The sequence below is a fragment of the Paramagnetospirillum sp. genome, from assembly GCF_058402745.1.
In genome coordinates, this window is the sequence record NZ_JBZVFI010000008.1 from 1 (window position 1) to 14740 (window position 14740).

Annotated in this window: 13 protein-coding genes; 9 read left to right on the forward strand and 4 right to left on the reverse strand. The window is 66.5% G+C overall.

The features are described 5' to 3' along the window. Positions 1-108 precede the first annotated feature (108 nt). From ACV4UZ_RS05815 to ACV4UZ_RS05835, 5 genes are all read left to right on the forward strand, one after another. Positions 109-438 carry a four-helix bundle copper-binding protein gene (locus tag ACV4UZ_RS05815; RefSeq protein ID WP_491599966.1) on the forward strand — a complete coding sequence of 110 codons (330 nt, stop codon included), beginning with the start codon at positions 109-111 and terminating at the stop codon, positions 436-438. Between the two features lie 175 nt (positions 439-613). Then, on the forward strand, positions 614-901 hold the full coding sequence (locus ACV4UZ_RS05820) for a hypothetical protein (RefSeq protein ID WP_491599967.1): 288 nt from the start codon (positions 614-616) through the stop codon (positions 899-901). After that, a complete protein-coding gene (locus ACV4UZ_RS05825; protein WP_491599968.1) occupies positions 902-2083 on the forward strand; it encodes an MFS transporter in 1182 nt (393 codons plus the stop codon). It begins immediately after the preceding gene. Positions 2084-2115: 32 nt separating this feature from the next. Further along, on the forward strand, positions 2116-3489 hold the full coding sequence (locus ACV4UZ_RS05830; RefSeq protein WP_491599969.1) for an FAD-binding oxidoreductase: 1374 nt from the start codon (positions 2116-2118) through the stop codon (positions 3487-3489). A gap of 225 nt (positions 3490-3714) precedes the next feature. After that, positions 3715-4672, forward strand: a protein-coding gene (locus ACV4UZ_RS05835; protein WP_491599710.1) for an IS630 family transposase whose coding sequence is annotated in 2 segments (ribosomal slippage) — positions 3715-4046 and positions 4045-4672 — 960 coding nt in all. Because the reading frame shifts where the segments join, the coding sequence is not laid out codon by codon here. A 23-nt stretch (positions 4673-4695) separates the two neighbouring features. On the opposite strand, the gene ACV4UZ_RS05840 is transcribed toward ACV4UZ_RS05835, so the two are convergent. Together ACV4UZ_RS05840 and ACV4UZ_RS05845 are read right to left on the reverse strand one after the other, a co-directional pair. Continuing rightward, complete coding sequence (locus ACV4UZ_RS05840; RefSeq protein WP_491599970.1) at positions 4696-4890, reverse strand: hypothetical protein; 195 nt, start codon at positions 4888-4890, stop codon at positions 4696-4698. Between the two features lie 114 nt (positions 4891-5004). Beyond that, positions 5005-5772: a DUF2189 domain-containing protein gene (locus ACV4UZ_RS05845; RefSeq protein WP_491599971.1), complete on the reverse strand. Its 768-nt coding sequence runs from the start codon at positions 5770-5772 to the stop codon at positions 5005-5007. Between the two features lie 200 nt (positions 5773-5972). On the opposite strand from ACV4UZ_RS05845, the gene ACV4UZ_RS05850 reads away from it, so the two are divergent. The 3 genes from ACV4UZ_RS05850 to ACV4UZ_RS05860 all read left to right on the forward strand — a co-directional run bounded on the left by ACV4UZ_RS05850 (position 5973) and on the right by ACV4UZ_RS05860 (position 10027). After that, a complete protein-coding gene (locus ACV4UZ_RS05850; RefSeq protein ID WP_491599972.1) occupies positions 5973-6476 on the forward strand; it encodes a MarR family winged helix-turn-helix transcriptional regulator in 504 nt (167 codons plus the stop codon). Between the two features lie 183 nt (positions 6477-6659). Then, a complete protein-coding gene (locus ACV4UZ_RS05855; RefSeq protein ID WP_491599973.1) occupies positions 6660-7865 on the forward strand; it encodes a thiolase family protein in 1206 nt (401 codons plus the stop codon). A 56-nt stretch (positions 7866-7921) separates the two neighbouring features. Beyond that, a complete protein-coding gene (locus ACV4UZ_RS05860) occupies positions 7922-10027 on the forward strand; it encodes a 3-hydroxyacyl-CoA dehydrogenase NAD-binding domain-containing protein (protein WP_491599974.1) in 2106 nt (701 codons plus the stop codon). Positions 10028-10178: 151 nt separating this feature from the next. Here the strand turns inward: ACV4UZ_RS05860 and ACV4UZ_RS05865 are convergent, their stop codons facing one another. Together ACV4UZ_RS05865 and ACV4UZ_RS05870 are read right to left on the reverse strand one after the other, a co-directional pair. Beyond that, the gene (locus tag ACV4UZ_RS05865; protein ID WP_491599975.1) at positions 10179-11342 is read right to left on the reverse strand and encodes an amidase; all 1164 of its coding nucleotides are present in this window, start codon (positions 11340-11342) and stop codon (positions 10179-10181) included. A 187-nt stretch (positions 11343-11529) separates the two neighbouring features. Further along, positions 11530-13212 (reverse strand): EAL domain-containing protein, encoded by a 1683-nt coding sequence (locus tag ACV4UZ_RS05870; protein ID WP_491599976.1) that lies wholly within the window; start codon positions 13210-13212, stop codon positions 11530-11532. A 314-nt stretch (positions 13213-13526) separates the two neighbouring features. Here ACV4UZ_RS05870 and ACV4UZ_RS05875 point away from each other — a divergent pair, with 314 nt between their 5' ends. Beyond that, positions 13527-14669 carry an ABC transporter substrate-binding protein gene (locus tag ACV4UZ_RS05875; protein WP_491600154.1) on the forward strand — a complete coding sequence of 381 codons (1143 nt, stop codon included), beginning with the start codon at positions 13527-13529 and terminating at the stop codon, positions 14667-14669. The last annotated feature ends 71 nt before the right edge of the window (positions 14670-14740 follow it).

The window sequence follows — 14740 nt, forward strand, 5'->3', positions numbered from 1 at the left end:
GTTTGGAAGGGCGGCAAGTACGATTACGCGGATTGACGCTCCGCCCCGCCGGGGCTACCAAGGAAACGGGCCCGGACTCGTCCGGCCCGTACAGGGGAGAAACGCAAAATGCCTTTGTCCGATTGCATCGACGCCTGTGAACAGGCGCACCGGGCCTGCACCGAATCCGTGATCCACGGCATGCAGCAGGGCGGCGCGGCCGCCGAATGGGAACTGATCCAGCTGCTGCTCGACTGCGCCGACATCAACGAGACCGCCGCCGACTTCATGCTGCGTTCGTCGCGCCTGCACCACCTCACCTGCCAGGTGGCCGCCGAGGTGTCCGACAAATGCGCCAGCGCCTGCGAGAAGCTGGCCAAGGAGGACGTGCGCCTCAAGGAATGCGCCGAGGCCTGCCGCCGGGCCGCCACGGCTTGCCGCAAGACCATCAAGAACTGAAGCATCGAGTGCTAAATCCGAGACGTGTTGTCACCCTGAGGCGCAGCCGAAGGGTCTTTCGGGCACAGGCGGCAACCGCCTCAGGCTGAAAGATGCTTCGCGGCGCTCAGCATGACAGCGTTTCTCATATTTGACGCTCGTCGCTAAGACCGCTGGAAAACCGTTACAGGAGATCATGGTGAAGGACGAAACCCGCATCGTTGGCAACCTGCCCAACCTTCGCATGGAGATCGTCCATCGCCAGGATGCCGACGGCGCGGCCGAGCACATGACCATTCATCTCTCGGCCACGCCGTCCTTCCAGGCCGCCGAGGCGCTGCTGGGCGGCATGTCGCCCCAGGCCTGGAGCGATCCCCTCGCCCTGTGGAACACCATGGCCCGGGCGTGGCTCGCCCCCTGGACCCGGATGCTGGGCGGGGCCAATCCCTGGCTCGACGCGTTGACGCAGCGCGATTCCAAGTAGATGACTCCCGAACGCACCTCGTGGCTCGCCGTCCTGGGGGCGGTGGGAGCGGGGGTCGCCGCCGCCTTCCAGGTGGGCAAGGCGCCCATCGCCCTGCCGTTCATCCGGGGCGAGATGGGCCTGGACCTCTCCCACGCCGCCTGGATCCTGTCCATCTTCGCCCTGATGGGGGCGGTGGCCGGGGCCGGCATGGGCACCATGGTCACCCGGGTGGGATCGCGCCGGCTGCTGCCCGTCGGACTCGGCATCCTGGCGGCCGGCAGCCTGGCCGGCGGCCTGGCCCCGGGCTTCGGCGGATTGCTGGCGGCCCGGGTGGTCGAAGGTATCGGCTACATGCTGGTGGTCATCGCCGCCCCGGCCCTGATCACCCTTCTCACCACGCCCGCCCAGCGGCAGATGGCCTTCGGCCTGTGGGGGGCCTTCATGCCCTTCGGCATGGCGGTGTCCATGGCCGCCGCCCCCGCTTTGCCGCTGGCCGGCTGGCGCGGATTGTGGCTGGGCATGGCGGTTCTGCTGCTGCTCTACGCCCTGCTGGTGCATCTGCGCATGCCCAGGCCGCCCAGACCGCCCAGGCCGGTGGACAGCCACATCCTGCGCGACGTGGCCGACACCCTGCGGGCGCCCGGGCCGCTGCTGCTGGCCGCCACCTTCATTCCCTATTCCGCCGCCTACGCGGCGCTCACCGGCTTCCTGCCCACCCTGCTGATCGAACGCATGGGCGTCTCGCCCGGCACCGCCGGACTGATGGCCGCCCTGGTGGCCGGGGTCAACATCATCGGCAACGTGGCCTCCGGCCCGGCGCTCCGCCTGGGCCTGCCCCGGCGCAAGGTGATGGCCGCCGCCTTCACGGTGATGATGGCCGGCTGCCTGGGCATCTTCCAGTCCTGGGTCCCGGCCGGCGCCGCCTATGGCCTGTGCCTGATGGTCAGCGCCTGCGCCGGCCTGCTGCCCGGCTGCATCCTGGGCTCGGCCTCGGTCTACGCGCCCCGCCTGACCCTGGTGCCGGTGACGCTGGGGCTCTACATGCAGGGCAGCAACTGGGGCCAGCTGCTGGGGCCGGTGGTGGTGGGCGCCGCCGTCTCCGCCTGGGGCTGGCCCGCCGCCTCCTTCGTGCTGGGCACGGCCACCATGGCTGGAATCGGCATGGCCCTGGCCTTGCGCCGGGCCGGCAAGGAACCTTAATTTAAGCGGTCCTACCATAGAGGCCAGCCCCCATGCCCCTTCCCGCCGATCTCGTCGCCGACCTCGCCGCCCGTTTCGGCGAGCGTTTCTCCACCGCCCGGATCGTGTGCGAGCAGCACGGCAAGGACGAATCCCATTTCCCCCCCTGCCCGCCCGAGGCGGTGGTCTTCGCCCTGTCCACCGAGGAGGTGGCGCAAACCGTCAAGGCCTGCGCCGCCCATGGGGTGCCGGTCATCGCCTTCGGCACCGGCACCTCGCTGGAAGGCCATGTGGCGGCGCTGTCGGGCGGCGTCTGCATCGACGTCAGCGGCATGAACGGCGTGCTGGAGGTCAGGCCCGAGGATCTGGACGTCACCGTCCAGCCCGGCGTCACCCGCAAGCAGCTGAACGAATACCTGCGCGACACCGGCCTGTTCTTCCCCATCGATCCCGGCGCCGACGCCTCCCTGGGCGGCATGGCGGCGACCCGGGCGTCGGGAACCAACGCGGTGCGCTACGGCACCATGCGCGAGAACGTGCTGTCGCTCCAGGTGGTGCTGCCCGACGGCCGGGTGATCCGCACCGCCAGGCGGGCCCGCAAGTCGTCGGCCGGCTACGACCTCACCCGCCTGTTCGTCGGTTCGGAGGGCACGCTGGGCATCATCACCGAGCTGACGCTGCGCCTGCACGGCATTCCCGAGGCCATCTCGGCGGCGGCCTGTCCCTTCCCCTCCATCGAGGCGGCGGTCAACACCGTGATCCTCACCATCCAGTCGGGCGTGCCGGTGGCACGCATCGAGTTCCTGGACAAGGTGATGATCGATGCGGTCAACCGCTATGCCAAGACCAGCCACAAGGTGGCCCCCACCCTGTTCTTCGAGTTCCATGGCAGCCCCGCCAGCGTCCGCGAACAGGCCGAGAAGGTCGAGGCCATCGCCGCGGAATTCGGCGTCGAGGGCTTCCAGTGGGCCACCGGGGCCGAGGAGCGCACCCGGCTGTGGGCGGCGCGCCACAACGCCTATTACGCCGGCGTGGCGCTCCGCCCCGGCTGCCGCGCCTGGACCACCGACGCCTGCGTCCCCATCTCGCGTCTGGCCGAATGCCTGCTGGAGACCGAGGAGGACCTGAAGTCGACCTTCCTGACCTCGACCATCGTCGGCCATGTGGGCGACGGCAACTTCCACGTCATGCTGCTGGTCGATCCCGCCAGGCCCGACGAAATCGTCGAGGCCGAGCGCATCAATCGCCGCATCGTGCGCCGCGCCATCGCCCTGGACGGCACCTGCACCGGCGAGCACGGGGTGGGCCACGGCAAGATGGCCTTCCTGGAAGAGGAATACGGCGAGGCGCTGGACGTCATGCGCGCCGTCAAGCGCGCCATCGATCCCGCCGGCATCATGAATCCCGGCAAGATCGTCATCCCTTAGAGCGGTGAGCCCTAAATCAGAAACAGAGTGTCACCCTGAGCCTTGGCGAAGGGTCTTTCAGGCACAGGCGGTAATCGCCTCGGGCTGAAAGATGCTTCGCTGCGCTCAGCATGACAGTGCGTTTCATATTTGACGCACGCCGCTTAGAGCATCGGACCTGAAATCTGAATCGCAGGGGATTCCCTTGTAGGCGAAAAAGTGATTCAACCTCATTGGAGGTGGATCATGGGCAAATGGCTATCATCAGATCTTCGGGTCCGTGTTTACGGTAAGATCGAACACGGCGAATCGCGGCGAGCGGCGGCTCGGCATTTTGGAGTGAGCGCCGCGACCAGCGTCCGTCTTGCACAACGGATGGCGGCGACGGGTTCGTTGGAGCCCTTGCGGCAAGGCCGTCCGCCGGGCGGTGGTAAGCTGGCGGCCTTTGCCGCTCTTCTGACCGGCTGGGTGGAGGCGCAAGGCGACATCACGATGCCGGAACTGGCGGCCAAGCTGAAGGCCGAATGCGGCGTCACGGCCCACCCGGCGTCACTCTCGCGGTTTCTGATCGGGCAAGGCTTCAGCGTCAAAAAAAACGCTGCTGGCCACCGAAGCCGGTCGCGATGATGTGGTGGCGGAGCGCCGGACCTGGCTGAGCCACCGCCAGCCCCGGATGTGCCAGGAGCCTCACCGGCTGGCGTTCATCGACGAGACCGCCACCACCACCAAGATGACCCGGTTGCGGGGACGGGCACCGCGAGGGCAACGGTTCAAGGCCCGCGCGCCATTCGGCCACTGGGGAACCCAAACCTTCATCGCCGCCTTGCGCTGTGACGGTCTGACGGCACCCTGGATCATAAACGGCCCCATGAACCGACAAACCTTCGAGGTCTACGTCGAGACCCAACTGGCCCCGACGCTCCAGCCGGGCGACGTCGTCATCCTCGACAACCTCTCCAGCCATAAAAGCGAGAAGGCCAAGGCCATCCTCAAGGAGAGAGGCGCCTGGTTCCTGTTCCTACCCCCATACAGCCCAGACCTAAACCCAATCGAGATGGCCTTTGCCAAACTCAAGGCTCATCTCCGACGGATCGGCGCGCGCACCATCGACGACCTCTGGAAGGCCGTCGGCAATATCTGCGATCTCTACACCCCAGACGAATGCTGGAACTACCTCAGGGAAGCCGGGTATGTTTCAGATTAAACGCACGCCGCTCTAGCGCCCCCTCAGGCGGCGGCGCCCAACTCGGCGATGAAGGGATAGAGCTGATCGACGATCAGCCGGACGGTATCCGAATCCAGGGTCGGCATCATGGCCGCCAGCAATGTGGCGGCGGCGCCACGCTGCGCGACCGCATCCAGCCCCCCTTTGCGGGCGTCCGTCACCGCCTGGGCGATGATCTCTCTGAGCGATGGGTCCATGATCGGCCTGTGAACGAAAAAGGTTGCAGTATCTTCACTGCAACCTTGCCTCGTCCCCTCACCGTAATCCACCAACGAACAGGAAGGAGTTGTGAGCGCCTGTGACGCCGGGAATCAATGTCTTCCAACCACATCGCGATAGGCATGCCAACTGGCATGGCCGATGACCGGCAGGGCGACGACCATGCCGATGAAGGCGGTGGCCATGCCGAAGAAGGTCACCACCGCGATGGTGGCCGCCCAGCCGATCATGGTGCGCCAGTTGAGCCGCACCGCCTGGATGCTGAATTCCATGGCCTCGACCACGCCCACGTCGCGGTCGAGCAGCATGGGCATGGCGAAGACGCTGATGGAAAAGGCGATCACCGCCAGCACCCCGCCCACCAGGGTTCCCACCGTCAGGAAGCGGAAGGAGGCCGGGCGCAGGACCACGTCCTCGATGAAATTGCCGAGCGGCAGCGGCATGCCCGGCGGGTAGAACAGGGCGAACACCACCAGCCCGGCCAGCAGCCAGGCCATCAGCAGGATGGACAGGACCAGCCCCATGTTGCCGATCTGGTCCAGGCGGGACCGGACGCCGCCCACCACCAGCCCCAGGCCGACAGGCTGGCCCATCTCATGCCGGCGGCTGATCTCGTAGAGGAAGACCGCCGCCAGCGGACCGACCAGCATGAAGCCGGCCGCCAGCGGGAACAGCAGCGACCCCATGTCCATGGCGTTGAGCACCACGAACAGGACCATGCCGATACCGGCATAAAGCGCGCCGAAGCCGAGGCTGAGGCCGGGATTGCGCCAGACGTCGCGCCAACCGGCATTGAGCCATTCGGAGGCCTGGACGGGTGTCACCAGCCGGGCGTCGTACCGATGGGAATGAATGGCCATGGAAATCATCTTACCCCCCTGTGCGAAGGAGTGTCCCAACCTCCGCGCCCCGGCGCGAAGCACTGCCGCCCTTCATGTGGAAATTCCCGCCGGATGAAACAAGACCGCCCTTCGGTATTGCCTCGCCGTTCCTATTGCAGTTGTGTGGGCGGCGCAAAAGCAATACACATTTGAGCCGGCAATTGTCGTAAGAGGGTGATTTGGCGATCAAGCGCACCAGAAAGACCGCGACGGACAGGGCGGAAGTCAAGACACAGCCCGCGTCGCTGTCGGGCATGGAACTGGACATTCTCGACGACATCGTCGGCTATCGTCTGCGCCGCGCCCAGGTGGTGGTCTATCAGGATTACGTCCGTACCGTCGGCTCCCTGGACATCCGCCCGTCGCAATTCGCCGCCATGACCATCATCGGCGCCAATCCCGGCCTGTCCCAGACCACGCTGGCCGCCACCATGGGCATCGACCGCTCGGGCGCCGTGATCCTGATCGACGCGCTGGAGGGCAAGGGGCTGGCCAGCCGCGTTCCCTCGCCCAATGATCGCCGCACCTACGCCATCATGCTGACCGAGGCCGGACAGAAGACCCTGGCCGAGCTGAAGCGGCTGGTGGCCGAGCACGATCTGCGCATCACCTCGCAGCTGTCGGACGCCGAGCGGACCCTGCTGCGCGACCTGCTGCACCGCCTCTACACCCCCCAGATCTAGGCGGAAAGCCGCACCGGCGCTGGCAGCACCCCCCTTTTTCGCCGAGATTGTTTACCTGGTCAACTGTTGTGAGGAGCAAATATTTACCTTTACCGCATTTCCGAAGATCGCTAGAGTGGTGGCAATCCGGGAGTTACCCGCGTCACCGCGCCCGCGCGGCAAAAAAACATTTGGGAGTGCGTCATGTCCTACAATGTCGAGATCCCCTACGGCTGCTACTGGTCCACGCCGTTCGCCCGCTGGCAGGGCGCCTACGCCAACCTGCATTCCATGGAATTCGCCGCCCACGTGGCCAAGGCCGAGCTGGCCAAGCGCCAGATTCCCGCCTCGGTGTTCGACGCGGCGGTGATGGGCATCTCGGTGCCGCAGAAGCACTCGTTCTTCGGCACGCCCTGGCTGACCGCCATGCTGGGCGCCGGACAGGTGGGCGGCCCGACCATCTCCCAGGCCTGCGCCACCGGCGTGCGCTGCCTGCAGGCGGCCTCCCAGGAAGTGAACGACGGCATCGCCGGCGTGTCGCTGGTGATGACCTGCGACCGCACCTCCAACGGCCCGCACGTGTTCTACCCCAAGCCCGCCGCGCCGGGCGGCACCGGCGATGCCGAGAACTGGGTGATGGACAATTTCGGCTACGATCCCGTCACCACCAAGTCCATGCTGGTCACCGCCGAGAACACCGCCCGGGAATTCGGCCTGAACACGGAAGAGCAGCACGAGCTGGTGCTCTATCGCCAGGAGCAGTACAAGGCCGCCCTGGCCGATGACAGCGCCTTCCTCAAGCGCTTCATGACCCTGCCCTTCGACGTGCCGGCGCCCAATTTCAAGAAGAATGTCGCCACGCTGTCGGGCGACGAGGGCGTCAGCGTCTCCACCGCCGAGGGCCTGGCCAAGCTGAAGCCGGTGCTGCCCGACGGCACCATCACCTTCGGCTGCCAGACCCACCCGGCCGACGGCAACGCCGCCATCATCGTCGCCAATCCCGACCGGGCGCGCGAGCTGTCCAGGAACAAGGCCATCCGGGTGCGCGTGCTGGGCTTCGGCCAGAAGCGCGTCGAGCCCGCCTACATGCCCAAGGCCCCGGCGCCTGCCGCCCAACTGGCCCTGAAGCAGGCCGGCATCAGCCTGTCCCAGGTGAGCGTGATCAAGCTGCACAACCCCTTCACCGCCAACGATTTCGCCTTCGCCCGCGCGCTGGACATCGACGTGAAGAGCTTCAACAATTTCGGTTCATCGCTGCTGTGGGGCCATCCCCAGTCGCCCATGGGCACGCGCGGCATCATCGAGGTGATCGAGGAGCTGGCCCTGAAGGGCGGCGGCTACGGCCTGTTCTCCGGCTGCGCCGCCGGCGATTCCGCCATGGCCGTGGTCCTCCAGGTCACCGACGCCTGAGCGACTGGCGCCTGATCCGTCCGAACCGACACGAATTCATTCAAGGAACCGACATCATGAGCGACGTCGTCACTCTTTCCATCGCTGACCGTATCGCCACCGTCACCATCGATTCGCCCCCCGTGAACGCCGCCGATCATCCGGTGCGCGCCGGGCTGCAGAAGGTCTTCACCGATCTGGCCGGCCGTTCGGACTTCGATGCGGTGGTGGTCACCTGCGCCGGGCGCACCTTCATGGCCGGCGCCGACATCGGCGAGTTCGACACCGGCATCAAGCCCCCCCACCACCAGGACCTGTTCAATCTGGTGGAGGCCTGCGCCAAGCCGGTGGTCGCCGCCCTGCACGGCACCGCTCTCGGCGCCGGCACCGAGCTGGCCATGGCCTGCCATTACCGCGTCGCCGACAAGGGGGCGCGCATCGGCCTGCCGGAACTGTCGCTGGGCATCATTCCGGGAGCCGGCGGCACCCAGCGCGCGCCGCGCCTGATCGGCCTGGACGCCGCCATGGACCTGGTGCTGTCGGGCAAGCCCCTTCCCGCCCCCAAGGCGCTGGAACTGGGTCTGGTGGACGAGGTCGCGGCCGCCGACGTCAACGCCGCCGCCCTGGCCTTCGCCAAGACGCTGGTGGCCGAGGGCAAGGGCGTGCGCCGCACCTCGGACATGACGCCCAAGGATGCCGCCCAGGCCGCCGAGATCATCGCCGCCCGCCAGGCCCAGGTGGCCAAGTCCATGAAGAACCGCACCTCGCCGGTCAAGGCGCTGGAGGCCATGGCCGCCACCACCACGCTCTCCTTCGCGGAAGGGCTGAAGCTGGAAGCCGACATCTCCAAGCAGCTGGAGCACGCCGTCGAGGCCCGGGCCATGCGCCACCTGTTCTTCGCCGACCGCGAAGTGCGCAAGATCCCCGGCATCACCAAGGACATCAAGGCGCGCCCCATCCGCAAGGTGGGCATCATCGGCGCCGGCACCATGGGCGGCGGCATCGCCATGTGCTTCGCCAATATCGGCGTGCCGGTGACCATCATCGACGTCTCGGCCGCGAACCTGGAGCGCGGCTTCGCCGTCATCCGCAAGAACTACGAGCGCTCGGTGTCCCGGGGCTCGCTCACCCAGGAACAGCTCGAAGGCCGCATGGCCCTGCTGACGGCGTCCACCGACTACGCGTCGCTGAAGGACGCCGATCTGGCCATCGAGGCGGTGTTCGAGAAGATGGAGTTGAAGAAGGACATCTTCCAGAAGCTGGATGCCGTCCTGCCCGAAGGCGCCATCCTCGGCACCAACACCTCGACGCTGGACATCGACGAGATCGCCAATATCACCCGGCGTCCCGCCGACGTCATCGGCCTGCACTTCTTCAGCCCGGCCAACGTCATGCCGCTCTTGGAGATCGTCCAGGGCGCCAAGACCAGCATGGACGTGCTGCTCACCGCGCTCGACATGGCCAAGCTGATCAAGAAGACCGGCGTGGTCTCGAAGGTCTGCTACGGCTTCATCGGCAACCGCATGATGGACCCCTACGGCCGCGAGGCCGAGCGCATGGTGCTGGAAGGCGCCACGCCCGCCGAGGTGGATGGCGCGCTGGAGGAATGGGGCATGGCCATGGGCATCCTGGCCGTCTACGACATGGCCGGCGTCGAGGTGGGCGACAACACCCGCATCGCCAACCCCCACATGGTCCCCGACGACCCCAGCTTCTACCGCTGCTCCGCCCTGCTGGTGGCCAACAAGTGGCTGGGCCAGAAGGTGGGCCGCGGCTATTACCGCTATGACGGCGGCAAGCGCGCCTCGTGCCCCGAGGTCATCGAGATGATGCATGCCGAAGGAAAGCGCCTGAACGTGCCGGCGAGGAAGCCCGGCAAGCAGGAGATCCTGGAGCGCTGCCTGTATTCCATGATCAACGAGGGCGCCAAGCTGCTGGAGGAAGGCATTGCCCTTCGCGCCTCCGACATCGACGTGGTCTACACCGCCGGCTACGGCTTCCCGCGCTATCGCGGCGGCCCGATGTTCTACGCCGACACCGTGGGCCTGAAGGTCATCTACGACAAGATCGTCGAGTTCCAAAAGACCCTGGACCCGCGCTACTGGACGCCCGCCCCCCTGCTGGAGAAGCTGGCCAAGGCCGGTTCGACCTTCGCGGAATGGGACGCCGCCAACCGCAAATAGATCATCCTCCCGGATGAACACTGGACCCGCCGGCTTCGGCCGCGGGTCCTTTTTTTTGCCGGTGGCCCGATGCGCCGAGAGGCCGGGCGTTGTCGGGAGGTCTGGAGGTCGGGCCGCCCCCGGGTACTCGCCGGGGGCGGCAGAAGCCCGTCTACGCCTTGCCGATCCGCTTGGCCGCCGCCAGCAGCATGGCGTCGGAGCCGCGCGGGCCGATCAGCGACAGGCCCACCGGCAGGCCGCCGGCCTTGCACAGCGGCAGGCTGATCTGCGGGCAGCCGGCCATGCCGGCGATGGTGGTCAGGCTGACGATGCGGTGCCGGATCTCCCACATCACCGAGCGGGGCGAGTGGACCGGCGGCGCGGTGACGGGCGTGGTGGGCAGCACCAGCACGGCATTGCCCTCCAGCGCGTCCTGCACCCAGCGCTTGGCGCGCAGGCGGAAGCCACGGGCCGCCGACAGGGTCCGCTGCGACACCTTGGAGCCGCGCAGGAAATTGTCCGCCACCTCGAAGCCGAAGCGGGGATTGGAATTGTTGATCCACTCGCCGAAGGTCTCCCAGGCCTCGCGGCCCTGGATGGCGTTCTGGTGCTCGACCCAATCGGCCAGCGGTACCGGCGAGAGCCTGCGGCCCCGCACGATGGGGGCGACGGCTTCGGCGATGCGCGGCAGGGCGGCCTCGATGGCGGCGGCGACGGCCGGGTCCGAGGCTTCCAGGGCGTCTTCCAGCACCACCGCCTGGGCGGGACGGACGTCCTTGATCTTCTTGCGCAGCAGCGCCTCGCCCATCTTGGCGAGGATTTCCGGATCGTCGGCCAGCAGGCCGACGGTGTCGAAGGTGTTGGACTGCGACAGCACGCCGTCCATGGGAATGACCCCCAACGTCGGGCGCAGGCCGAACACCCCGCAGAACGAGGCCGGCACGCGGGTCGAGCCGGCGGTGTCGGTGCCCAGCGCCATTGAGGCGAGGCCACCGGCCACGGCCGCCGCCGAACCGCTGGAGGACCCGCCGGGCACATGGCCGGGGGCGCGGGGGTTGTCGGGGGTGCCGTAATGGGAATTGTCGCCGAAGATGCCCCGGGTCAGCTCGTCGGTATGGGTCTTGCCCACCAGGCGGGCGCCGGATTCCAGCAAGGTGGCGACCGCCCAGGCGGTGTGCTTGGCCGGCTCGGCCAGACGGCGCCAGTCGGGGTTCCCCGCTCCGGTGACGTAGCCGGCGACGTCGAAGACGTCCTTGGCGGCGAAGGTGAGTCCGGCCAGCGGCCCGGTCTCGGCACCATTCAGGTAGACGTCGCCGCCCAGAGCGAATGCGTTCAATGGATCATGCATTTTGCGAAGGTCCCCACTGCGTCACCGCCATTGCGGCATAGGGGGAAAATACCAGATCACCGGGCGGGGTCCAGTCCCATGGCGGCATTGCCGGGATGCCTGGGGGACAGGGCTTTATGTTCGTCCCTCGCCGGGCGCCGGCTTTCGCGGGCTGGCCGTGGCCTCCATGGCCGCCCTATTCGGCGGCCGAGGATTCGGCGACCTTGAGGTGGTCCTTGTAGTACTTGATCTTGCGGGCCGCATCCAGGGCGGGGGGCGCGAAGAAGAAGCCCTGGGCGTATTCCACGCCCACATCCTTGAGGATGTTCAGCATGGAACTGTCCTCGATGCACTCGCCGATGGCCGTCATGCCCAGTTCGTGGGTCAGGCTGACCATGGCGCGCAGCACCGAGCGGCCGCGCTTTTCGCGCGCGTCGAAGATGTAGTCGCGGTCGATCTTGACGTAATCGGCGGGCAGGATCTTCAGGATGTCGAAGGCCGCGCCGCCCGAGCCGAAATCGTCCAGCGACAGGCGCACGCCCAGGCGCTTGATGCGGGCCAGCAGGCGCCTGGCCTCGTCCAGGTTGTAGATCCGGGCCACGTCGGTGATTTCCAGCACCAGCCGGGCGAGAACCGGCTTGTTCTCCTCCAGGATCTTGATCAGGGAGTGGTAGAAGGCGGGATTGCCCAGCGAGGTTCCCGACACGTTGACGGCGATGGAGGCGAGCGACGAGATGTCCGCCCCCTCCTTCATGGCGACCAGCGCCTTCTTCACCGCCATCAGGTCGAATTCGCCGATGACGCCCACGTCGGTGGCAAACGGGATGATCTGCGACGGCGCGAAGAAGCCCTTGTCGTGGGCGATGCGGCCGAACGCCTCGTAGGCCAGCACCGTGCCGGTGGATACGTTGACCATGGGCTGGAAGAAGAAGGCCAGCTTGTCGCCGCGGATCATCTTGCGGAAATTGCGCACCCGGACCAGGGTGTCCTCCACCGCCACCTTGGCGCCCTCGGCCAGGGACTTGATGGCGAACTTGGCGCTGTCCCTGACGAAGCCGTTGATGATGAAGGTCAGCGCCTTGCCCAGATCCTCCTCGGACATGGCGGAATCGTCCATGTCCAGCGAGGCGCTGTGCATCTTGAGGTTGGCGCCCTTGACCTTGCCGCTGAACTGGCGGAACACCTCGTTCACCTTCTCGTGGACGTCGCCCGAGCTCATGGACTGGTCGTGGACCAGGCCGAAGGCGCGCTCGTTCAGCGCCCCGGCCGAGGACTGGCGCACCGAGCAGCCCTCCAGGGTGTGGTGCAGGGTCGAGAAGAAGCTCTGCAGCAGGGCCGGTTCGGTGCCCCCGAACCTGGACGCCGACAGGTCGAACATGGTCAGCGTGTAGTCCTCGCCCAGACGGTTGGCCTCGTTCAGGCGCTGGCGCACCATGTCGACGAAGCGCACCCGGGGGTCGGCGGTCTGGCCCGACTGGTCGTTCTCGCTGGTGGCCAAGGGCGAGATGCGCGACAGCACCAGATGATAGCCGGTGGGGAACTGAGGCAGCTTGATGCCGGCCATGCGCATGCGCGACACCGCGCCCGAGGCGCCGATCATGGACAGCGGCGTATGGTCGAGGCGCCCGGAATTGCGCAGGCGCTGGATGGCCTCGACGAACTTGTCCCGGTCGCGGGTGTAGATGAAGTCGGACAGCGGACGGCCCAGCAGTTCCGCGTCGGAGATGCCGTACAGCGCCTCGCCCGCCCCGGCGGAATAGGTGACGACGTCCTCGTCGTTCATCTCCAGCAGAAGGTCAGCCCCGGCGAAGGCGAAGGCGATGAACCGGTCCCGCTGAAGCTTCAGTTTCTCAACAAGTGACGCATCCCCGCTACCCATGGCCTGTCCGACCTCCGAAGCTTCTCGCTCAAGGTGCTATGCCCCCACAAGTAAGTTACAAAATGATACATATCGTTTCAACATGATTACGAAATTTGGACAGTGGGGCATACGGATGTATGTCCGGCGGCCAGACCTATGCACAGGAGAGGGCGGCAGATTGTGGCGGTTTCGTCAATAAGCAATCCGGTACTCAAATGCGCATTTTTTTCCTGGCGTAATGCATTGCTCTCGGGTTAAATAGCTCATTAGATAGGCTACGCGGCGGAACAAGCCGTGAGCTGCTTCTGGGAGGAAAATGAATGCGTAACCTCATGAAATGGGGCGCGACGGCCGTCGTCGTCGCCGGTTGCTCCACCTTCGCCGGTCTGGCCCAGGCCGCCGATCCCATCAAGATCGGTTCCATCCTGTCGGTCACCGGCCCGGCCTCCTTCCTGGGCGAGCCCGAGAAGAAGACGCTGGAAATGTATGTCGAGCGCATCAACAAGGAAGGCGGCGTTCTGGGCCGCAAGGTCGAGCTGGTCGTCTATGACGACGGCGGCGCCGGCGAGAAGGCCTCCACCTTCACCAAGCGTCTGATCGAAAGCGACAAGGTCGACCTGCTGATCGGCGGCTCCACCACCGCCACCACCATGGCGGCCGTGCCGCTGGCCGAGCGCAACGAGGTGCCGTTCATCTCGCTGGCCGGTGCCGTGGTGATCGTCGAGCCGGTCAAGAAGTGGGTGTTCAAGACTCCCCACACCGACAAGATGGCCGCCGAGAAGGTGTTCTCGGACATGAAGAAGCGCGGCATCACCAAGATCGGCATGATCTCGGAGGACGCCGGCTTCGGCAAGTCGGGCCGCGACCAGTCGCTGCTGGTGGTCAAGAACTACGGTATCGAAGTGGTCGCCGACGAGATCTACTCGCCCAAGGACCCCGACGTCACCGCCCAGCTGACCAAGATCAAGAACGCCCCCGGCGTCCAGGCGGTGTTCAACTTCGGCTTCGGCCAGGGTCCGGCCATCGTGACCAAGAACTTCAAGCAGCTGGGTATCGCGCTGCCGCTGTACCAGTCGCACGGCGTGGCCTCCAAGGAATACATCCGGCTTGCCGGCGATGCTTCCGAGGGCGTCCGCCTGCCCGCCGCCGGGCTGGTGGTGGCCGAACAGCTGCCCGCCACCGACCCGCAGAAGCCGGTGGTGACCACCTTCAAGAAGGATTACGAGACCGCCTTCAAGTCCGAGGTCTCCACCTTCGCCGGTCATGCCTATGACGGTCTGCAGATCGCTCTCGCCGCCATCAACCGCGCCAAGTCCACCGACAAGGCCAAGGTCAGGGACGAGATCGAGAAGACCTCCGGCTATGTCGGCACCGGCGGCCTGGTCTCCATGTCCGCCACCGACCACATGGGTCTGTCGCCTTCGGCCTTCCACATGGTGGAAATCCGCAAGGGCGAGTTCACCCTGTCCAACTGAGTACTTCCTTAAGACATGATGGTTGAAAGGCGGCTTCGCTCCCTCGGAGCGGGCCGCCCGACGACCCCGCC

What these genes read in the sequence shown, in the direction of transcription:
- ACV4UZ_RS05825 (WP_491599968.1), top strand. Translation starts at nt 902, where the DNA reads ATGACTCCCGAACGCACCTCGTGGCTCGCCGTCCTGGGGGCGGTGGGA.
- ACV4UZ_RS05855 (WP_491599973.1), top strand. Translation starts at nt 6,660, where the DNA reads ATGTCCTACAATGTCGAGATCCCCTACGGCTGCTACTGGTCCACGCCG.
- ACV4UZ_RS05860 (WP_491599974.1), top strand. Translation starts at nt 7,922, where the DNA reads ATGAGCGACGTCGTCACTCTTTCCATCGCTGACCGTATCGCCACCGTC.
- ACV4UZ_RS05875 (WP_491600154.1), top strand. Translation starts at nt 13,527, where the DNA reads ATGAAATGGGGCGCGACGGCCGTCGTCGTCGCCGGTTGCTCCACCTTC.
- ACV4UZ_RS05830 (WP_491599969.1), top strand. Translation starts at nt 2,116, where the DNA reads ATGCCCCTTCCCGCCGATCTCGTCGCCGACCTCGCCGCCCGTTTCGGC.
- ACV4UZ_RS05845 (WP_491599971.1), bottom strand. Translation starts at nt 5,772, where the DNA reads ATGGCCATTCATTCCCATCGGTACGACGCCCGGCTGGTGACACCCGTC.
- ACV4UZ_RS05870 (WP_491599976.1), bottom strand. Translation starts at nt 13,212, where the DNA reads ATGGGTAGCGGGGATGCGTCACTTGTTGAGAAACTGAAGCTTCAGCGG.
- ACV4UZ_RS05840 (WP_491599970.1), bottom strand. Translation starts at nt 4,890, where the DNA reads ATGGACCCATCGCTCAGAGAGATCATCGCCCAGGCGGTGACGGACGCC.
- ACV4UZ_RS05820 (WP_491599967.1), top strand. Translation starts at nt 614, where the DNA reads ATGGTGAAGGACGAAACCCGCATCGTTGGCAACCTGCCCAACCTTCGC.
- ACV4UZ_RS05815 (WP_491599966.1), top strand. Translation starts at nt 109, where the DNA reads ATGCCTTTGTCCGATTGCATCGACGCCTGTGAACAGGCGCACCGGGCC.